At 65.7% G+C, this 20,982-nt stretch carries 15 protein-coding genes and 1 pseudogene; 10 read left to right on the top strand and 6 right to left on the bottom strand.

The features are described from left to right. Positions 1–73: 73 nt before the first annotated feature. Both DPV79_RS43500 and DPV79_RS33015 read right to left on the bottom strand, forming a co-directional pair. Positions 74–325, bottom strand: a complete 252-nt coding sequence (locus DPV79_RS43500; RefSeq protein ID WP_060056313.1) for a hypothetical protein — start codon at positions 323–325, stop codon at positions 74–76. A gap of 197 nt (positions 326–522) precedes the next feature. Further along, positions 523–918, bottom strand: a pseudogene (locus tag DPV79_RS33015) (transposase); the annotation flags it as partial. Positions 919–1,348: 430 nt separating this feature from the next. Here DPV79_RS33015 and DPV79_RS33020 point away from each other — a divergent pair. From DPV79_RS33020 to truB, 9 genes are all read left to right on the top strand, one after another. Next, positions 1,349–2,251 carry a LysR family transcriptional regulator gene (locus DPV79_RS33020; RefSeq protein WP_021162406.1) on the top strand — a complete coding sequence of 301 codons (903 nt, stop codon included), beginning with the start codon at positions 1,349–1,351 and terminating at the stop codon, positions 2,249–2,251. 74 nt (positions 2,252–2,325) lie between these two features. After that, a complete protein-coding gene (locus tag DPV79_RS33025) occupies positions 2,326–3,528 on the top strand; it encodes a pyridoxal phosphate-dependent aminotransferase (RefSeq protein WP_113047426.1) in 1,203 nt (400 codons plus the stop codon). 272 nt (positions 3,529–3,800) lie between these two features. Beyond that, on the top strand, positions 3,801–4,832 hold the full coding sequence (gene scpB / locus DPV79_RS33030; protein WP_113047427.1) for an SMC-Scp complex subunit ScpB: 1,032 nt from the start codon (positions 3,801–3,803) through the stop codon (positions 4,830–4,832). A 60-nt stretch (positions 4,833–4,892) separates the two neighbouring features. Then, positions 4,893–6,659: a 23S rRNA pseudouridine(2605) synthase RluB gene (gene rluB / locus DPV79_RS33035; protein ID WP_113047428.1), complete on the top strand. Its 1,767-nt coding sequence runs from the start codon at positions 4,893–4,895 to the stop codon at positions 6,657–6,659. A gap of 458 nt (positions 6,660–7,117) precedes the next feature. Continuing rightward, entirely contained in the window at positions 7,118–7,576 is a 459-nt protein-coding gene (gene rimP, locus DPV79_RS33040; RefSeq protein ID WP_014897219.1) for a ribosome maturation factor RimP, read from the top strand. Further along, complete coding sequence (gene nusA, locus DPV79_RS33045) at positions 7,576–9,051, top strand: transcription termination factor NusA (protein ID WP_006476166.1); 1,476 nt, start codon at positions 7,576–7,578, stop codon at positions 9,049–9,051. Before rimP ends, nusA begins: the two co-directional genes overlap by 1 nt. A 91-nt stretch (positions 9,052–9,142) precedes the next feature. Next, positions 9,143–12,067, top strand: a complete 2,925-nt coding sequence (gene infB / locus DPV79_RS33050) for a translation initiation factor IF-2 (RefSeq protein WP_113047429.1) — start codon at positions 9,143–9,145, stop codon at positions 12,065–12,067. Between the two features lie 114 nt (positions 12,068–12,181). After that, positions 12,182–12,580 carry a 30S ribosome-binding factor RbfA gene (rbfA, locus tag DPV79_RS33055; RefSeq protein WP_021162402.1) on the top strand — a complete coding sequence of 133 codons (399 nt, stop codon included), beginning with the start codon at positions 12,182–12,184 and terminating at the stop codon, positions 12,578–12,580. Between the two features lie 13 nt (positions 12,581–12,593). Beyond that, positions 12,594–13,526 carry a tRNA pseudouridine(55) synthase TruB gene (gene truB / locus DPV79_RS33060; RefSeq protein WP_113047430.1) on the top strand — a complete coding sequence of 311 codons (933 nt, stop codon included), beginning with the start codon at positions 12,594–12,596 and terminating at the stop codon, positions 13,524–13,526. A gap of 85 nt (positions 13,527–13,611) precedes the next feature. Here truB and DPV79_RS33065 read toward each other — a convergent pair whose 3' ends face one another. The 4 genes from DPV79_RS33065 to DPV79_RS33080 form a co-directional block, all read right to left on the bottom strand. Further along, on the bottom strand, positions 13,612–15,171 hold the full coding sequence (locus DPV79_RS33065) for a DHA2 family efflux MFS transporter permease subunit (protein WP_113047431.1): 1,560 nt from the start codon (positions 15,169–15,171) through the stop codon (positions 13,612–13,614). 28 nt (positions 15,172–15,199) lie between these two features. Continuing rightward, complete coding sequence (locus DPV79_RS33070; protein WP_059526464.1) at positions 15,200–16,414, bottom strand: HlyD/EmrA/EmrK family protein; 1,215 nt, start codon at positions 16,412–16,414, stop codon at positions 15,200–15,202. A 52-nt stretch (positions 16,415–16,466) separates the two neighbouring features. Continuing rightward, positions 16,467–17,963: an efflux transporter outer membrane subunit gene (locus DPV79_RS33075; RefSeq protein ID WP_113047432.1), complete on the bottom strand. Its 1,497-nt coding sequence runs from the start codon at positions 17,961–17,963 to the stop codon at positions 16,467–16,469. Positions 17,964–18,050: 87 nt separating this feature from the next. Then, the gene (locus DPV79_RS33080; RefSeq protein ID WP_042977011.1) at positions 18,051–18,542 is read right to left on the bottom strand and encodes a MarR family winged helix-turn-helix transcriptional regulator; all 492 of its coding nucleotides are present in this window, start codon (positions 18,540–18,542) and stop codon (positions 18,051–18,053) included. Between the two features lie 326 nt (positions 18,543–18,868). Between DPV79_RS33080 and typA the strand changes: the two genes are divergently transcribed. Further along, on the top strand, positions 18,869–20,695 hold the full coding sequence (typA, locus tag DPV79_RS33090) for a translational GTPase TypA (RefSeq protein ID WP_021162397.1): 1,827 nt from the start codon (positions 18,869–18,871) through the stop codon (positions 20,693–20,695). The last annotated feature ends 287 nt before the right edge of the window (positions 20,696–20,982 follow it).

Below are 20,982 nucleotides of genomic sequence, written 5' to 3' on the forward strand. Positions count from 1 at the left end.
GTTGTGACTCGCCGTATGCGGCGCAGTTCCCGGCAGCGGGCATTTTCTTTGGTGAATCCTGAAATTGGCAGGACTACGGATGACGCGGTACGTCCGACGGCTGCGAGCCGATGCGCGCTCGCGCATTGCTGGCGATGTCGCCGCGCAGGTCGCCGCGCGGCACGGTCTGCCGGCCGGACGGGTTGGCGGAGGGTGGCTGGCGGAGCGTGTTCCGGTGATCCTGCTGGCGATGGGGCGGTTTCGCGCGATCGTCGGCGCGGGCTGGAGCGGACAACGCCAAGGAAATGACAATGCCGCATGCAACGAGCAGTGACATTGGTTTCATGGCGGGGCTCCCTTCAAGCCACGCGGCTTGTTGATATGTCGCTAAGGTAAGCGTGGGAGTGCAGGCTTGCTGTAAATATTGGTAAATAGATGTATCGCGCCACGACAATGGTAATCGACGGCACCGCTGGCGTCGCGAACAGATCGCGTCGCGGAAAGAAACCGGGCGGCCGAAGCCGCCCGATCGAGCATTCGTTACGCCATCTTGACGGGCGCGCGCCAGGATTCCGGATTGGTCCAGAAGGCGCCGCGCAGCCGGTCGCGGCTCGGCGGGGCGGGCGGCTTCGCAGCACTCGCGCCGATGCGCCCGCGCAGGGAGATCTGCCGGCCGCTCGTGCCGAGTCGCTTCACGATTTCGGCGAGCGTGCCGTCCGCCTGCCATTCGTCGAAGCGACGGCGGCAAGTCGGCGGCGACGGATAGCGGCCCGGCAGCTTCGACCAGCCTTCGCCCGTCGACAGCACCCACAGCACGGCGTTCACCACCGAGCGGGCTTCCACGCGGGGGCGGCCGCGCCGCTCACTCCGTGCGGGTTCCGAGCAAAACAGACCTTCGACCAGCGCCCACTCGTTATCTCTCAAATCGTCGAACAGCATCATGTCCTCACCTCAGCGAAGCTAACTCCGGTGCGCTGCCCTGCGCCGCGCACTCTTCAAGCACTCGATCGTCGAGTGCCGGGTGGGGGCGTCCGGTTGGCCGGCAGCGGCGTTTCTGCTCTTCCGTCCGACGAAACCTGCGCCCTGTGCGCCAGGTGATGCACGAAGCGTGCCATGTCGGAGGTAATTCCCTCGAGAGCCGCTTGGCAGCGAGCTAACGGCTAAGTCAGCTAGGGGCGTATAAGACGCCAAAATAACCCGCCAGCAAATCGGGACAATCACCAATCTTGTGCAGTTCGCCCGCACCGCGTGCGTTCGCGTCGGTATTGCACCGCAGCGAAACATGGGGGCAGATGCCTGATTCGCACGTCGACGCCGGATTCGCGCATTAAAATCGTGCATCGATATCGACGATTGATGAGGTCAGGAAATGAACGTCACGCTGCGCCAGCTTCGCGTCTTCATCGAGGTAGCGCGGCTCAGGAGCTTCAGTCGTGCGGGCGACGAAATCGGGCTCACGCAGTCCGCGGTCAGCCGCTGCGTGCGCGAGCTCGAGGCCGAGCTCGGGTTGAAGCTGATCGACCGCACGACGCGCGACGTGCAGCTGACCGATGTCGGCGCGAACCTGATCGCGAGCGTGTCTCGTCTGCTCGACGATCTCGACGACACGCTGCGCGAGATTCGCGAAATCGGCGAGCAGCGCCGGGGGCGCGTGATCGTCGCGGCCAGCCCGACGATCGCATGCCGGCTGATGCCGCGCGTGGTTGCGTCGTGCGAGCGCCAGTTCCCGTTCGTGACGCTGGGCTTGCGCGACGACGTGCAGAGCGACGTGTTGCGCAAGGTGAAGTCGAGCGAGGTCGATTTCGGCGTCGTGATCGGGCCGCTCGCGGTTGGCGATCTCGTCTGCGAACCGCTGATGACCGATTCGTTCTGCCTTGTCGCGCGCGCCGACCATCCGCTCGCGGCGCGTGCCGAGGTGCCCTGGACGGCGCTGGACGGCGAGCGCCTCGTGCTCCTCGATCATGCGTCGGGAAGCCGGCCGCTGATCGATGCCGCACTGGCCGCCCACCGTGTCAACGCGACGGTCATGCAGGAGCTCGGGCATTCGGCGACCGTGTTCGGCCTCGTCGAGGCCGGCGTCGGTGTGAGTGTGCAGCCGTGGTTGTCGCTGCCGCTGCCGGCCGGCTCGACCCTCGTCGCGCGGCCGCTCACGCCGCGCACCGAACGCACGGTCGAGCTGGTGCGCCGCCGCGACAGGTCGTTGTCGCCTGCCGCTCAGGCGATCTGGGAGCTTGTGCGGCAGATGCCGGCGAGGGCGGAGGACCTCGACTGACGCGCACCGACGTGCGCCGGTCCGGCTTGGGGCCGGTACACTACGCGGATCGTGTTCCTCGATGGTGGTGCTCGATGGCGCATTCTGCAGATTCTCTTTCGGTGTCTGGCGCGCTGGCGGCGCGCGATGTGGTGCACGCGCTGCGTCCGTCGCTGATCCGGGAAGTGGCAAACGCCGGCTTCGGCGTGCCGGACATGCTGCCGTTCTGGTTCGGCGAATCCGATCGCGTGACGCCGGACTTCATCCGCGACGCCGCGACGGCGGCGCTGCGCGACGGTGAAACCTTCTACACGCACAACCTCGGTGCCGCGCCGCTGCGCGACGCGATTGCGGCCTACGTCAGCGCCCGTCACGGTGCGACGGCGGCCGACACCGTGGCCGTGACGAGTTCGGGCGTGAGCGCGCTGATGCTGGCCGCGCAGTTGCTGGTCGGTCCGGGCGAGCGCGTCGTCGCGGTTACGCCGCTGTGGCCGAATCTCGTCGAGATTCCGAAGATTCTTGGGGCGCGGGTCGAATGCGTACCGCTCGGCTATGGCGAGGCAGGCTGGCAGCTCGAGATCGGGCGGCTGCTTGCGGCGCTGACGCCCGATACGCGGATGCTGCTGATCAACTCGCCGAACAATCCGACCGGCTGGACGATGTCGCGTGACGACCAGCAGGCCGTGCTCGCCCATTGCCGCCGCCACGGCATCTGGCTGGTTGCCGACGAGGTGTACGAGCGGCTTGCGTTCGGTGCGGACGGCGCGCCGTCGTTCCTCGACATCGCGTCGCGCGACGAGCGGGTCGTTGTCGTGAATTCGTTTTCGAAAGCGTGGGCGATGACGGGCTGGCGCCTGGGATGGCTCATCGCGCCGGCAGCGGTGATGGGCGACCTGTCGAAGCTCGTCGAATACAACACGTCGTGCGCGCCGGGTTTCGTGCAGGCCGCGGGCGAGGTCGCGCTGCGCGATGGCGAGCCGTTCGTGCGGTCGTTCGTCGCGGCGCTGCGTGACGCGCGCGATCACCTGGTTGCCGCGCTGCGCACGCTGCCGGGCGTCGAGGTGCCGCCGCCACCGGGCGCGATGTACCTGTTCCTGCGCCTGCCGGGCGCGGCCGACAGTCTGGCGTTCTGCAAGACGCTGGTGCGTGAAGCGGGGCTCGGCCTTGCGCCCGGGCGCGCATTCGGTCCGGAAGGCGAAGGGTTCGTGCGCTGGTGCTACGCATGCGATCCGGCACGACTCGACGCGGGCGTCGAGCGGCTGCGCAGCTTTCTCGCGCGCGGAGCGGCCACCCGCTGAAGCGGGGCCGGAGCGGATTCGGCGCGCTGGCGGCAGCCGGTTCGGCTCATCTTTACGCACCGGGCAATTTTGCGTAATATGGCGCTCAGTCACGCGGTTCCGTCGTTGAGCCGTGCTGTTCCGTCCGGTTTGGGCCTGGCCTGAAGTTGGTTCGCCGCCCCCGGTTCGTGCTCCCATCAATATGACCGATCAGAATCGGGCGAGCGCGTCTTCCGTTCCTTTCGTCTGTTTGTTGATCCGGTTCGTTTGACCACAGGGTCTGGCCTAGCTGCATGAATACCCAAGAGGCGAAGATCGTCCTCGAGACTGCTTTGATCTGCGCGCAGGAACCGCTGAAGCTCGGCGATTTGCGCAAGCTCTTTGCCGACGGCGTGTCGGCTGACACGGTCCGCACGTTGCTCGAAGATCTGAAACAGGATTGGTCCGGCCGCGGCGTCGAACTGGTGGCGCTGGCGACCGGATGGCGCTTCCAGAGCAAGCCGGCGATGCGTCACTATCTGGATCGCCTGCATCCCGAGAAGCCGCCGAAATATTCGCGCGCGGTGCTCGAGACGCTCGCGATCATCGCGTACCGGCAACCCGTCACGCGCGGCGACATCGAAGAGATTCGCGGTGTCACGGTCAATACGCAGGTGGTCAAGCAACTCGAGGATCGCGGCTGGATCGAAGTGATCGGTCATCGTGACGTGCCGGGGCGCCCGGCGCTGTATGCGACGACCAAGCAGTTTCTCGACGACCTCGGCCTGAAGGCGCTCGATGATCTGCCGGCGCTCGAAGAGCCGGCCGCGAACATCGAGGCTGCGCTGCTGGCGCAGCAGGCGATGGATTTCGACGGAGACATGTCGATTGCCGACGACGCAGCGGGCGACGCCCCGCAGGCGGACGAGGCATCCGCCGGCCAGCCGGCAGGAGTGCCGGGCGATTCCGCAGCGGACGTCGTGCCGACGCAGGAAATCGCGAGCCGCGATACGCTCGAGGCTGATCGCGGGCAGGCGGAACAATTGGAACAGGCTGGCGCCGAAGTAGTGCCGGCCGGTGTGCAGCCCGAGCCGCTGCGCGCGGATTGGAGCGAGGAAGATCGCAAGCCGGCCGCCGAAGCGGTTGCCGGAGACGGAACGGAAGAGGCCGGCGACATGCCCGGCGAGGCTGGTCAGGCCGATGCCTCCCGTTCCCGTCCTGCGGGCGGCGAGATGCTGGACGACACGTCCGACAGTCTCGCCGATGCCGTACGAAGCGCCAGTGCACCCATCGGTGTCGACGCGCTGCCGGACGACGAAGCAGAACCCGAACAGCGTCGCGCCTGATCGCGGCCAACTTCTTGCCGCGCCCGCGCCGGGCGCGAGACCTGACATTTTGAGGTTGTTTTGACAGATATCCACGATATTGAGTCGTCCGCGCCTGCCGTGCAGGCAGCGCGTGCCGACGATGCACCGGAGCAGGGCGCTCCGGCCGAGGGCGGTGACGAGCGTCCCCGCCGCGGTCTGCGGCGAGGCCCGCGCAGCCTGATCGCGCGACGTCGCGCGGCGGCCAAGTCGAAGGGCGCCGAAGGCGAGCCGCAGGGTGGCGAAGACGCTGACGCGCAGCCGGCCGAAGCCGCCGAAGCGCAGCAGCCGGCACGTGCGCCGCGCAAGGAAGGCGCGGCCAAGGGCAGTCGCAAGCCGGCCGGCAAGCGCGAAAGCGCGACCAAGGCCCAGGGCGGTCAGGGCGGCCAGGGTCGTCGCGGCGGCGCATCGAAGGCTGAAGGTGGTGCGGTGAAGACGGAAGGCGATGCGTCCCAGGACGAACTGTTCGCCTACGTGACGTCGCCGGCATTCGACGCCGACAATTCCGCGGGCGGTAGTGGCGTGCGTGCGCCGATGCTGCGTCGCGGCCGCAACCAGCCGGCGAACAAGCGTGTGCTGTCGCCGGACGACGACGCGCCGAAGCTTCACAAGGTGCTGGCGGAAGCGGGCATGGGCTCGCGCCGTGAGATGGAAGAACTGATCGTCGCCGGCCGCGTGTCGGTGAACGGCGAGCCCGCACACATCGGCCAGCGCATCATGCCGACCGACCAGGTGCGGATCAACGGCAAGCCGGTCAAGCGCAAGCTGCCGAACAAGCCGCCGCGGGTGCTGCTGTACCACAAGCCGACGGGCGAGATCGTCAGTCACGCGGATCCGGAAGGCCGTCCGTCGGTGTTCGACCGCCTGCCGCCGATGAAGACGGCGAAGTGGCTCGCGGTCGGCCGTCTCGACTTCAATACCGAAGGTCTGCTGATGCTGACGACTTCGGGTGACCTCGCAAACCGCTTCATGCATCCGCGCTACAGCGTCGAGCGCGAATACGCGGTGCGCGTCGTCGGCGAGCTGGCCGAAGGCATGCGTCAGAAGCTGCTGCATGGTGTCGAGCTCGATGACGGCCCGGCAAACTTCCTGCGCATCCGCGACGGCGGCGGCGAGGGCACGAACCACTGGTATCACGTCGCGCTGGCCGAAGGCCGCAACCGCGAAGTGCGCCGGATGTTCGAGGCGGTTGGCCTGATGGTGAGCCGCCTGATCCGTACGCGTCACGGCCCGATTCCGCTGCCGCGCGGCCTGAAGCGCGGCCGCTGGGAGGAGCTCGACGACACGCAGGTGCGCAAGCTGATGGCGACCGTCGGCCTGAAGGCGCCGTCCGAGGAGAAGGGCAAGCGCGGCGGTGCCGGCCAGGCCGAGCGTCGCCAGCCCGATCCGATGCAGACATCGATGGGCTTCATCAGCCGCGAGCCGGTGCTGACGGCGCACGGGCAGCTGGATCAGCCGCGTCGCGGCGGCGGTCGGCGCGGTGGGCCGGGTCTGCCGGGCCTGAGCGGCTACGGCAGCCTGCCGGTTGCGCCGTCGGGTTACGGCAATCGTGCCGGCGGCGGCCGCGATGGCAACCGCGCGGGCGGTGGTCGCGACGGCAATCGCACGGGTGGCGGCCGTGATGTCGACGGCAACCGCGCGTCGTACGGCGCAGGCCCCAAGCGCGAAGGCGCGGGCGCCAAGCGTGGCGGCAGCAAGGGTGGCGGCAATCGCAATCCGAACGGCAATCGGGCTGACGGCGCCGGCAACGGCGGCGGTCCGCGCGGCGGTGGCCAGCGACAGCAGCGCAGTCGTACGCGCAGCCGCTAAACACACATTGGCGCACGGCGGCACAAAGCCGCCGGCGTGCCGGCCCGATCGGCATCCCGCCGATTTTTGCCGGCACGGCGTATTGCGCTGATGGCTTTCGACTATATATAGTCGCGTGCCGCTGCGTCGCAGCCGGCATGACCGATCTCCGGCCTGGCAGGATGGTGCCGGCGGATCGGATAACCCGATTTCGCATTTTTGGGTCGGTAAAGGCAGGCGACACGCTGCATTTGCCGGCTGGCTTGGCGTTTGCGCCAAAAATCGCTATAATCGCGGAGTCGCTGGGCGTACGGATTCAATGTGCGGCTCAGGTGCGACCACCAGTAAGAAGATGGGCGTTCCGCCCATTTTTTTTTGCTGAAACGGTTAGGCATCTCGGGTAGCGCTTCCTGCGCCGGCTAAGGCGCGCGCCCGCGGGTGAATCGCGAGCGGCGGGCGCGAACACCTGAGAGGACACTGTGCAACTGACGGAACTGATAGAAACCACGGTCACCGGGCTCGGTTACGAGCTGGTGGATCTAGAGCGCACTGGGCGCGGCATGCTTTGCATCTATATCGATCAGCCTGCCGGCATCTCGCTCGAAGATTGCGAAAAGGTCACGCGTCAGCTCCAGCACGTCTTGACGGTCGAAAACATCGATTACGAACGGCTCGAAGTCTCGTCCCCGGGGCTCGACCGCCCGTTGAAGAAGCTGGCCGACTTCGAGCGCTTCGCCGGCAGCGAAGTTTCCGTGACCTTGAAAAAGCCGCTGGACGGGCGCAAGACGTACCGGGGCATTCTGCACGCGCCGAATGGCGAAACGATCGGTTTGGAATTTGAGAGGAAGAAGGGCGAGGCGGCCATGCTGGATTTCACGCTGGCCGATATCGACAAAGCCCGCCTGATTCCGCAAGTTGACTTTAGGAGCCGCAAATAATGAGTCGCGAAGTGTTGATGCTGGTGGATGCGCTGGCGCGCGAGAAAAACGTCGACAAGGATGTGGTGCTGGGCGCCCTCGAGGCCGCGCTCGCATCTGCTTCCAAGAAGCTGTTCGACGAAGGCGCCGAAATCCGCGTCCATATCGATCGCGAAAGCGGCGAGCACGAAACCTTCCGTCGCTGGCTCGTCGTGCCCGACGAGGCAGGCTTGCAGGAGCCGGATCGCGAGATCCTGCTGTTCGAAGCACGTGAGCAGAAGCCCGACGTCGAAGTCGGCGAGTATGTCGAGGAACCCGTTCCGTCGATCGAGTTCGGTCGCATCGGCGCGCAGGCCGCGAAGCAGGTGATCCTGCAGAAGGTGCGCGACGCCGAGCGCGAGCAGATCCTGAACGATTACCTCGAGCGTGGCGAAAAGATCATGACGGGTACGGTGAAGCGCCTCGACAAGGGCAACTTCATCGTCGAATCGGGCCGTGTCGAGGCGCTGCTGCGCCGCGATCAGCTGATCCCGAAGGAAAACCTGCGCGTGGGCGACCGCGTGCGTGCGTACATCGCGAAGGTCGACCGCACCGCGCGCGGCCCGCAGATCGAACTGTCGCGTACGGCGCCCGAGTTCCTGATGAAGCTGTTCGAGATGGAAGTGCCGGAAATCGAGCAGGGCCTGCTCGAGATCAAGGCGGCTGCCCGCGACCCGGGCGTGCGCGCGAAGATCGGCGTCATCGCGTACGACAAGCGGATCGATCCGATCGGCACCTGCGTCGGCATCCGCGGCTCCCGTGTGCAGGCCGTGCGCAACGAGCTCGGTGGCGAAAACATCGACATCGTGCTATGGTCGGAGGATCCCGCCCAGTTCGTGATCGGCGCGCTCGCGCCGGCAGCTGTCCAGTCGATTGTCGTCGATGAAGAAAAGCACTCGATGGACGTCGTCGTCGACGAGAACGAGCTGGCTGTCGCGATCGGCCGCAGCGGTCAGAACGTTCGTCTTGCTGGCGAACTGACCGGCTGGCAGATCAACATCATGACGCCGGACGAATCCGCCCTGAAGCAGGGTGAAGAACGCGACCGGCTGCGTGCGCTGTTCATGGCGCGTCTCGACGTCGACGAAGAAGTTGCCGACATCCTGATCGACGAAGGCTTTACGAGCCTGGAAGAGATCGCGTACGTGCCGCTCAACGAAATGCTCGAAATCGAGGCGTTCGACGAGGACACCGTGCACGAACTGCGCAACCGCGCACGCGACGCGCTGTTGACGATGGCGATCGCGAACGAAGAAAAGGTCGAGAACGCAGCGCTGGATCTCAAGAGCCTCGACGGCATTACGCCGGAGCTGCTCGCGAAGCTGGCCGAACACGGCGTGCAGACGCGCGACGATCTCGCCGAGCTGGCTGTGGATGAACTGGTCGACATGACCGGGATGGAAGAGGATGCCGCTAAGGCGTTGATCATGAAAGCACGTGAACACTGGTTCCAGTGAGAAATGACCATGGCGCACTGATTTGATGGCGGCCGTATGGCCTGACCCGATGCTAACCGCAAGGAATCGGTCCTTGCACTAAGAGGAATGAATGGCGAGTAACAACGTAGCCCAATTTGCCGCGGAACTGAAAATGCCTGCTGGTGTGCTGCTCGAACAGCTGCAGGCAGCGGGCGTCCAGAAAGCGAGTGAAGACGATGCGCTGTCCGAAACGGACAAGGCGCGTCTGCTCGATCATTTGCGCAAGTCGCACGGCGCAACCGACGGCGACAAGCGCAAGATCACGCTGACCCGCAAGCATACGTCGGAGATCAAGCAATCTGACGCGACGGGCAAGGCTCGCACCATTCAGGTCGAGGTCCGCAAGAAGCGTACGTTCGTCAAGCGCGACGACGTGGCCGAAGGTGCGGAACAGGGTCAGGCGCAGGTCGCCGAAGCGGACGACGATGCAGAACTGAAGCGTCGCGAGGAAGAAGCGCGCCGCGAGGCCGAGCTGCTCGAGAAGCAGGCGCAGGAACTGCGCGAGCGTCAGGAGCGCCTCGAGCGCGAGGAAGCGGAACGTCGTGCCCGCGAGGAAGCGGCCGAAGCCGAGCGCCGTCGCGCCGAGGAAGAAGCGGCAGCGAAGCGTGCCGCGGCCGAAGCTGCGGCGGCACAGCAGCAGGCAGCCGCGCAGCAGGCTGCTGCAGCCGAACAGGAAGCGGAGACTCCGCAATCGACGCAGTCCGCGCAGGACGAAGCGCGCGCAGCCGCCGAACGTGCGGCGCAGCGCGAAGCGGCGAAGAAGGCTGAAGACGCTGCCCGCGAGGCAGCGGACAAGGCGCGCGCCGAGCAGGAAGAGATCAGCAAGCGCCGTGCGGCGGCAGAAGCCGAAGCACGTGCGATTCGCGAGATGATGAACACGCCGCGCAAGGCTGTCGTCAAGGCAGTCGAGCCGCCGAAGCCGGTCGAGCCGCCGAAGCCGGCCGAAGCGAAGGGCACGCTGCACAAGCCGGCAAAGCCGGAAGGCGCGCAGGCGCGTCCGGCCGTGAAGAAGCCGGCCGGTGCGGCACCGGCAACGACGCAGGCGCCGGCAGGCGCGGGCGACCGCAAGAAGCCGGGCGCAGGCAAGGGCGGCTGGCAGGACGACGCGTCGAAGCGTCGCGGCATCAAGACGCGCGGCGATTCGAGCGGCGGCGTCGACCGCGGCTGGCGCGGCGGCCCGAAGGGCCGTGGCCGTCACCAGGACAGTGCATCGTCCTTCCAGGCGCCGACCGAGCCGATCGTCCGTGAAGTGCACGTGCCGGAAACCGTGTCGGTTGCCGATCTCGCGCACAAGATGTCGATCAAGGCCTCCGAAGTCATCAAGGTGATGATGAAGATGGGCCAGATGGTCACGATCAACCAGGTGCTGGACCAGGAAACGGCGATGATCGTCGTCGAGGAACTGGGCCACCGCGCGGTTGCCGCGAAGCTGGACGATCCGGAAGCGCTGCTCGTCGAAGGCGAAACCGGTACCGACGCAGAGCAACTGCCGCGTCCGCCGGTCGTCACGGTGATGGGTCACGTCGACCACGGCAAGACCTCGCTGCTCGACCACATCCGCCGCGCGAAGGTTGCCGCAGGCGAAGCGGGCGGCATTACGCAGCACATCGGCGCGTATCACGTCGATACGCCGCGTGGCGTCATCACGTTCCTCGATACGCCGGGTCACGAAGCGTTCACGGCAATGCGTGCACGCGGCGCGAAGGCGACCGACATCGTGGTGCTGGTGGTGGCAGCCGACGACGGCGTGATGCCGCAGACGAAGGAAGCCATTGCTCACGCGAAGGCGGGTGGCGTGCCGATCGTCGTCGCGATCAACAAGATCGACAAGCCGGAAGCGAACCCCGATCGCGTCAAGCAGGAACTGGTCGCGGAAGGCGTCGTGCCGGAAGAATACGGTGGCGATTCGCCGTTCGTGCCGGTGTCGGCGAAGACGGGCGCGGGTATCGACGATCTGCTCGAGAACGTGCTGCTGCAAGCCGAAGTGCTGGAGCTGAAGGCACCGGTCGAAGCGCCGGCCAAGGGTATCGTGATCGAAGCGAAGCTCGACAAGGGCAAGGGCCCGGTCGCGACGATCCTCGTGCAGTCCGGTACGCTGAACCGCGGCGACATCGTGCTGGCGGGTACGGCCTACGGCCGCGTGCGCGCGATGCTCGACGAGAACGGCAAGCCGACGAAGGAAGCCGGCCCGTCGATCCCGGTCGAAATCCAGGGTCTGTCGGAAGTGCCGGGCGCAGGCGAGGAAGTGATCGTGCTGCCGGACGAGCGCAAGGCGCGTGAAATCGCATTGTTCCGTCAGGGCAAGTTCCGCGACGTGAAGCTGGCGAAGCAGCAGGCCGCGAAGCTGGAAAGCATGCTCGAGCAGATGGGCGAAGGCGAAGTGCAGAACCTGCCGCTCATCATCAAGGCGGACGTGCAGGGCTCGCAGGAAGCGCTCGTGCAGTCGCTGCTCAAACTGTCGACCGACGAAGTGCGCGTGCAGATCGTGCACAGCGCGGTGGGTGGCATCAGCGAAAACGACGTCAACCTCGCAACGGCATCGAAGGCTGTCATCATCGGCTTCAACACGCGTGCGGATGCACAGGCGCGCAAGCTGGCCGAAGCGAACGGCATCGACATCCGCTACTACAACATCATCTATGACGCAGTGGATGAGGTGAAGGCGGCAATGTCGGGCATGCTGGCGCCGGAGAAGCGCGAAGTCGTCACCGGCATGGTCGAGGTGCGCCAGGTGTTCAAGGTGCCGAAGGTCGGCACGGTCGCCGGCTGTATGGTCACGGACGGTATCGTCAAGCGCTCGTCGTCGGTTCGCGTGCTGCGCAACAACGTCGTGATCTTCACGGGCGAACTCGAATCGCTGAAGCGCTTCAAGGACGACGTGAAGGAAGTGAAGCAAGGCTTCGAGTGCGGTATGTCGGTGAAGAACTTCAACGACGTCATCGAAGGCGACCAGTTCGAAGTCTTCGAAGTGACCGAAGTCGCGCGTACGCTGTAATCCTCGCGCATCGGCTCATGGGCGGGGCAGGCTTGGGCCTGTCCCGCCCATTTTCATGGTGGCGCGCCAACACTGGCCGCCGCTTCATCCTGATAAACGGATCACGGATCGATCATGTCCAGGAAACGTACTTCCCCCAATCGCAACGTGCAGATCGCCGACCAGATTCAGCGCGATCTGTCCGAACTCATCATGCGCGAGGTCAAAGACCCGCGCATCGGCATCGTGACCATCCAGAGCGTCGAACTCACGCCGGATTACGCGCACGCGAAGGTCTACTTCACCGCGTTGACCGGCGATCCGGCCAAGACGCAGGAAGCGCTGAACCACGCGTCGGGTCACTTGCACAACCTGTTGTTCAAGCGCCTGCACATCCATACGGTGCCGACGCTGCATTTCCACTACGACCAGACGATCGAGAAGGCCGTGGAAATGTCGCGCCTGATCAAGGAAGCGAACTCGACGCGCGCGAAGGACGACGACGAGGCCGACGCGGCTACCAAGGACGACTGACCCCGACCGGCCTATGACGACTGCAGCATCCCAACGTCCGCGCGTGCCCCGGCGCGTGCTGGACGGCGTCCTCCTGCTCGACAAGCCGGTCGGCCTTTCGAGCAACGATGCACTGATTCGCGCGAAGCGCCTGCTGCTCGCGAAGAAAGCCGGTCACACCGGTACGCTCGATCCCCTGGCTTCGGGTTTGCTGCCGCTGTGTTTCGGCGAGGCGACGAAGTTCTCGCAGGATCTGCTCGAAGCGGACAAGACCTACGAAGCGACGATGTGTCTCGGCCAGCGTACGGCCACCGGCGACGCGGAAGGCGAGGTGATCGACACGCGCCCCGTCGAATGCGACCGTGCGGCGGTGGAAGCCGCGCTGGTGCGCTTCACCGGCGAGATCGTGCAGGTGCCGCCGATGTATTCGGCGCTCAAGCGCGATGGCAAACCGCTGTACGAATATGCGCGCGCGGGGCAAACCGTCGAGCGCGAGGGCCGCAACGTGACGATCCTCGCCCTCGACCTGCTCGCGTGCGACCTGCCTGACGTGACGTTTCGCGTGACCTGCACCAAGGGCACTTACGTGCGCACGCTGGCAGAGGATATCGGCGAGGCGCTCGGTTGCGGCGCGCATCTGACGATGCTGCGGCGCACGGGCGTCGGTGCGCTGACGCTCGAGCATGCGGTGACGCTCGATGCGCTGTCCGATGCCGACGAAGCGGCGCGTGATGCGTGGCTCCAGCCGGTCGATGCGTTGCTGTCGACGTTTCCGCTGGTTCGTCTCGATGAAACCAGCGCGAAGCGGTTCCTGCACGGCCAGCGTTTGCCGCTGTCGTCGCTCGACCCGATCGATGCAGCCGAAGGCGGGCGCGTGCGCGTCTACGACGCGACTCGCCTGCTCGGCGTGGCCCGCAAGGCAAACGGCGTACTGGCACCGGAGCGGCTCGTCGTCACGGCAGCCTGACGCAGCCGCGCGAACGCGCACCCGTCTGAATGAAAAAGCCCCGCTTCACGAAGCGGGGCTTTTTGTTTGCGTCCAGGCAGCGTGTTCAGTGTGCAGCCGATGCCGCGGCACCTGCATCGCCACCGCCCGAGCGCTCGGGCTTCGTGATCCAGATCAGCCCGATCAGCAGCACGAAGATCGCCGCCGAGATGTAGAACAGGTCGTTCACGCCGAGCTGCGCGGCCTGCTGCGTGGCCAGGTTGTTGATCAGCCCGTGTGCCTGGTCCCGCGTCAGCCCGAGGTTGCCCATCTGCGTGACGGCCTGGTTGAACGTCGGGTTGTAGACGTTCGCCTGCTCGACCAGTTGCGCGTGATGGAAGTTGTTGCGATGGTCCCAGGCCGTCTGGAAGATCGACGTGCCGATGCCGCCGCACATGATCCGCACGAAGTTCGACAGGCCCGATGCCGCGGGAATGCGGTGGCCGGGCAGGCCCGACAGCGTGATCGATACCAGCGGGATGAAGAAGCCGGCCATCGCGATGCCCTGTACGAGCGTCGGCAGCGTCAGCGACCATTCGTCGACCCCCGTCGTGTAGCGCGACCGCATCCAGAAGCACAGCGCAAACGTCAGGAACGACGCCGTCGAGATAAAGCGCGGATCGGTGCGCGGCAGGTACTTCCCGGTGAGGGGCGACAGCAGGATCGCGAACAGCCCGACCGGCGCCATCACGAGACCGGCGTCGGTCGCCGTGTAGCCGATCTGCGTCTGCAGCCACAGCGGCAACAGCACGAGGTTGCCGAAGTACAGGCCGTACCCGATCGACAGCGCGACGGTGCCGCCGGTGAAGTTCCGCATGCGGAACAGCGACAGATCGACGACCGGGTGCTCGGCGGTCAGTTCCCAGATGACGAAGAACGCGAACGCGATGACCGCGGTCAGCGCGAGCACGATGATGGTCGTCGACGCGAACCAGTCGAGATCCTTGCCCTTGTCGAGCATGATCTGCAGCGAGCCGACCCAGACGACCAGCAGCGCGAGGCCCACGCCGTCGATCGGGGCGCGGCGCACGGCCGATTCCCGATTGCGGTAGATCGCCCACGTCGCGGCGGCGGCGGCGATGCCGACCGGGATGTTGACGTAGAAGATCCACGGCCACGAGTAGTTGTCCGAGATCCAGCCGCCGAGGATCGGGCCGGCAACGGGCGCGATCAGCGTCGTCATCGCCCATAGCGCGAGCGCCATCGGCGCCTTGGCGCGCGGATAACTCGACAGCAGGAGCGCTTGCGACAGCGGAATCATCGGGCCTGCCACCGCGCCTTGCAGCACGCGCGACGCAAGCAGGAACGGCAGGGTGGGCGAGAGCCCGCACATCCACGACGAAATCACGAACAGGATGATCGACGCGAGGAACAGGCGAACCTGCCCGAAGCGGTCGGTCAGCCAGCCGGTGAGCGGCACGGAGATCGCGTTCGCGACTGCGAACGACGTGATGACCCACGTGCCCTGGTCGGACGACACGCCGAGGTCGCCCGAGATGGTCGGGATCGCGACGTTCGCGATGGACGTGTCGAGCACGTTCATGAACACCGCGAGCGATACCGCGATCGTCCCGATCACGAGCTGCCCGCCCTGCAAGGGCGGGTGAGAGACAGGTGCCTGTGCCATGTCGGTTGTCTTTCCGGAGTCGGAACGGTTACATCATCTTCGCGACGGCGTTCGACTTCGCCGCAGCCGGCGCCGGTGCGTTGCCGCCGGCATTCTCGGCGACGATGCGGGCGATTTCGGCGTCCGCTTCGTCGCCGTACTTCGCGAACACGTTGGTCTCGTAGACGGTGTTCGGTGCGTTCACGAGCTGGTCGCCGCGTTCGTCCTTGATGTCCACGTCGACCTGCATCGACAGGCCGATGCGCAGCGGGTGCTTGTCGAGATCCTTCGGATCGAGTTCGATACGCACCGGCAGGCGCTGCACGACCTTGATCCAGTTACCCGTCGCGTTCTGCGCCGGCAGCAGCGAGAACGCCGAGCCCGTACCTGCCGAGAAGCCGACCACCTTGCCGTGGTAGACCGCCGACGAGCCATAGATGTCGGCCGTCAGTTCGACCGGCTGGCCGATGCGCATGTGCTTGAGCTGGACTTCCTTGAAGTTCGCATCGACCCACACCGCGTTCAGCGGCACCACCGACATCAGCGGCGTGCCCGGCGACACGCGCTGGCCGACCTGCACCGAGCGCTTCGCGACATAGCCGGTGACCGGTGCGGGCAGCACGTTACGCGCGTTCGCCAGGTACGCGTCGCGAACCTTCGCGGCTGCGGCCATCACGTTCGGATGCGATGCGATCGTCGTGTTCGCGGTCAGCGCGCGGTTCGACGCGAGTTGCTGCTGCGAGGCGTCGAGCGATGCCTGGGCGGCGCGCACGGCGTCGCGTGCGTGCGAGATTTCTTCCTGCGACACGGCGCCCGTCTGCGCGACGGCCACGCGGCGACGGAGGTCGTCCTCGGCCTTCGACAGGTCGGACTGGCGCAGCGCGACTTGCGCGCGATACTGGTCGTCGTTGACGAACAGGCCGCGCACCTGGCGCACCGTCTGCGCGAGATTGGCTTCGGCCTGCTGCAGCGCGACCTGCGAGTCGGCCGGGTCGAGCACGACGAGCGGATCGCCGGCCTTCACCGTCTGCGTGTCGTCGGCCTTCACCGCGATCACGGTGCCGGTGACCTGCGGCGTGATCTGCACGACGTTGCCGTTCACGTACGCGTCGTCGGTCCCTTCATGGAAGCGGGCGACGAGGAAGTAGTACAGGCCATACGCGATGGCCGCGATCACGATGACCGCGACGAGCAGCGTCATCATCCGTTTGCGCTTGCCGTTGTTCTGCGGCTGCGCGCTGGCGGCGTTTTGTTGGTCGCTCATGGCGATTTTCTCCGTCCGTTATTTCGAGTGTCTGCGTAGTGGTGGCGCCGGATCAGTTGGCGGCCTGTTTTGTCGGCTTGTCGGCGTCGGGCGCGGCAAGCGGCGTGCCGGTCGCGTCGAACCCGCCGCCCAGCGCCTTGATCAGGGCAAGCTGCATGTCGCGCCGGCGCATCTTCAGGTTGGTCACCGTCTGCTCCGATGCGAGGCGGTTGCTGTCCGCGGTCAGCACCTGCAGCTGCGGCGACAGGCCGGCCTTGTAGCGGATGACCGCGAGGTCGTATGCGCGCGTCGATGCGTCGAGGGCACGTTGCGCATCGCCCATCTGGCGATCGACTGCGCGGATCGACGCGACCTGCGTCGCGACGTCGTTCAGCGCGCTGATCAGCGTCTGGTTGTAGTTCGCCACCGACAGGTCGAAGTCCGCGTAGCGGCCCTTGAGCTGCGCGCGCAGCGCGCCGGCGTCGAAAATCGGCAGGTGGATCGCCGGGCCGAACTGCGCCTGGCGGCTCGCGAAGTTCAGGAATTTGCCCCAGCCGAACGCATCGAAGCCGAAACCGGCCGCGAGGTTCACGTCGGGGTAGAACTCGGCCTTCGCTTCCTTCACGTCGTGCATCGCGGCTTCGACCTGCCAGCGCGCGGCGACGATGTCGGGGCGGCGCGACACGAGATCGGCCGGCAGGTTGCCGGGCAGTGCGATTTCGCCGCTCGGGTTCATCACGGGCGCCGCGATCTGCAGCCCGCGATCCGGGCCCTTGCCGAGCAGTGCCGCGAGCTGGTAGCGCACCGTCGCGATCTGCCCATCGAGATCGGACAGCGAAGCCTGGGTCGTCGCGATATTGCCGCGGGCCGTCTGGCGTTCGACGTTGGTGTCGAGGCCGGCCGACACGCGGCCGTCGGTGATCTTGCCGACCGTCTCGCGGTTGGTGATCTCGCGTTGGGCGATATCGCGCAGCGCATAGAGCTGCGCGAGCGAGTTGTAGGTGCGTGCGACCGACGACGCGAGCGTGATGCGTGCCTGCTGCATGTCGGCTTCGGCCGCCTTTTCCTGCGACACGGCAGTGTGCAGGCGCTCGCGGTTCTTGCCCCACAGGTCGAGTTCCCACGACGCGCTCGCGAGCGCGTTGTTCTCGCTGTACCACTGGCCGCCGTACGGCGGCGGGAACAGCGCGTTCGACGAATACAGCTCACGCGTCCACGAATAGCTGGCTTCCGCCTTGGGCATCAGGTTCGAACGCGACGATTCGATGTACGACGACGCCTTTGCGATGCGCGCCTGTGCCTGCGCGATCGACGGATTGCCCTGCAGGGCTTCGTCGATCAGCTTCGGCAGTTGCGGATCGCCGAACTGGCTGGCCCAGTCGAGCGCCGGCCACTGGCCGCCCTGGGCCGGCAGGCTCTGGGCGGATTCGAATTGCGACGCGGGGGCGATCTGCTTGTCGCTCTTGATGCCGATGTAGTTCGCGCAGCCCGCCAACGCCAGTGCGGCGACCGCGACGGCGAGGGCGGTGCGGCACGACCCGGCGCGCACGGACAACGGGGAGGATTTCATCGCGCTGATCCCTGACTCGGAATGAATGATGGACACTGCAAGGATTTCCTTACATTAATCTGTCAAAAGTAATTGTTATGGCAACTATTACGTGATGCTGCCGCCGGCGGTCTCGCAATAGTTGCTGAGAATGCGGCGCAGCATGCTCTTCAGGAACCCGACTTCTTCCGGCGTGAACCCGTCCAGCACCTGGTCGAGCACGCTGCGGAAAATCGGCGGCAGCCGTTCGGCGAGCGCGCGGCCTTCGTCGGTCAGCTCGAGGCGCACGACACGTCGATCCTCGATGCTCCGGACACGGGACAGCAGGCCGCGTTTTTCGACCCGATCGAGCAGGCGCGTGACTGCGCTCGCGTCGATCCCGTACTCGCGGGCAAGCTCGGCGGCCGTCGAGCACTTGCCGACCGCGATCATGAACAGCATGCTCGCCTGCGTGCCCGTGATGCCGAGTTCTTCCTGCGTGCGTTGCGTGACGAGGTTGGTCATCACCGACTTCACGCGCGACATCAGATAACCGACGCTGTCGTTCATCTGATACGTGGACAGCGGCGAAACGGGGGATGGGGTAGAAGAATCCGACATAAAACCCTGAAGCTGCAATAGTTGACTAGGCAGCAGTATAGGCACAGTTGTTTGCCGCGGCAAATGTTAATCGAACGGCAACGGGCGCGCTTTGCGTCGCAAAAATCCCTCATATCAATAAGGTTTTTGTGCCCGACGGCGACATGGGCGTCGACAGATTGGCGCGTTCGAGGGGAGGGTGTGTCGGCCAGCCTGCTGCGTTGCAACGTGCCGGTCGGTTGCCGACATTCTCACGTGCTATAATTTGTGGCTTTCCAAGCTGCAATGCGCGCGCCCGTGAAAAACGAGCGGGCGCTTTTGCGCGTTCAAACGATTTCCAGGTTTCTATGACCCGCGCCCTTCGCAATATCGCCATCATCGCCCACGTCGACCACGGCAAGACCACGCTCGTCGACCAACTGCTCCGCCAGTCCGGCACCTTCCGCGAGAACCAGCAGATTGCGGAGCGGGTGATGGACTCGAACGACATCGAAAAGGAGCGCGGGATCACGATTCTCGCGAAGAACTGCGCGGTCGAGTACGAAGGCACGCACATCAACATCGTCGACACGCCGGGGCACGCGGACTTCGGCGGCGAGGTGGAGCGCGTGCTGTCGATGGTCGACTCGGTGCTGCTGCTCGTCGACGCGGTCGAGGGCCCGATGCCGCAGACGCGCTTCGTCACGAAGAAGGCGCTGGCGCTCGGCCTGAAGCCGATCGTCATCGTCAACAAGATCGACCGTCCGGGTGCGCGGATCGACTGGGTCATCAACCAGACCTTCGACCTGTTCGACAAGCTCGGCGCAACCGAAGAGCAGCTCGATTTTCCGATCGTCTACGCATCGGGCCTGAACGGCTATGCGTCGCTCGACCCGGCTGCGCGCGAAGGCGACATGCGCCCGCTGTTCGAGGCAGTCCTCGAGCACGTGCCGGTCCGTCCGGCGGATCCGGACGCGCCGCTGCAACTGCAGATCACGTCGCTCGACTATTCGACGTACGTCGGCCGGATCGGCGTCGGCCGCATCACGCGCGGTCGCATCAAGCCGGGCCAGCCGGTCGCGATGCGCTTCGGCCCGGAAGGCGAAGTGCTGAACCGCAAGATCAACCAGGTGCTGTCGTTCACGGGCCTCGAGCGCGTGCAGGTCGAATCGGCCGAAGCGGGCGACATCGTGCTGATCAACGGTATTGAAGACGTCGGTATCGGCGCAACGATCTGCGCGGTCGATACGCCGGAAGCGCTGCCGATGATCACCGTCGACGAGCCGACGCTGACGATGAACTTCCTCGTCAATTCGTCGCCGCTCGCCGGCCGCGAAGGCAAGTTCGTGACGAGCCGCCAGATCCGCGACCGCCTGATGAAGGAACTGAACCACAACGTCGCGCTGCGCGTGAAGGACACCGGCGACGAAACGGTGTTCGAAGTGTCGGGCCGCGGCGAACTGCACCTGACGATTCTCGTCGAGAACATGCGCCGTGAAGGCTATGAGCTGGCCGTGTCGCGTCCGCGCGTCGTGATGCAGGAAATCGACGGCGTGCGTCACGAGCCGTACGAGCTGCTGACCGTCGACGTCGAGGACGAGCACCAGGGTGGCGTGATGGAAGAGCTCGGCCGCCGCAAGGGCGAGATGCTCGACATGGCATCGGACGGCCGTGGCCGCACGCGTCTGGAGTACAAGATCTCGGCGCGTGGCCTGATCGGCTTCCAGAGCGAATTCCTGACGCTCACGCGCGGCACGGGCCTGATGAGCCACATCTTCGACTCGTACGCACCGGTCAAGGACGGTTCGGTCTTCGAGCGTCGTAACGGCGTGTTGATCTCGCAGGACGACGGCGCAGCGGTCGCCTACGCACTGTGGAAGCTGCAGGATCGCGGCCGCATGTTCGTGAAGCCGGGCGATGCGCTCTATGAGGGCATGATCATCGGCATCCACAGCCGTGACAACGACCTCGTCGTGAACCCGATCAAGGGCAAGCAGCTGACCAACGTGCGTGCGTCGGGCACCGACGAAGCCGTGCGCCTGGTGCCGCCGGTCCAGATGTCGCTCGAGTACGCGGTCGAATTCATCGACGACGACGAGCTCGTCGAAGTGACGCCGCAGTCGATCCGCCTGCGCAAGCGCTTCCTGAAGGAGCACGAGCGTCGCCGCGCGAGCCGCGAAGGCGCGGTCGACTAAGCGTCGATCGTTTCCGTGCGGGACGAAAAAGGCCGCCTTCGGGTGGCCTTTTTTGCATCTGAACGATGTGCAACCGGGTGCGCTGCAAAACACTGTTCCCGCGGGTCGTGGCAATCCGGCAAAACCCCGTCGCGCGGTGCTTTCAGGCACATTTCGCCGTGAACTCCGGTATCGGTTCTGTGATATGCTGCGCGCACGCAAGTTTTAGGTCCTTCCAAGCAAGACTTGATTCGCAATCCGCTAAACGGTCAGGCCGTGTCGCGGAAGGTTGAGTAACCCGCTATTTC

It is taken from the genome of Burkholderia reimsis, from assembly GCF_003294055.1.
Classification (GTDB): domain Bacteria; phylum Pseudomonadota; class Gammaproteobacteria; order Burkholderiales; family Burkholderiaceae; genus Burkholderia; species Burkholderia cepacia.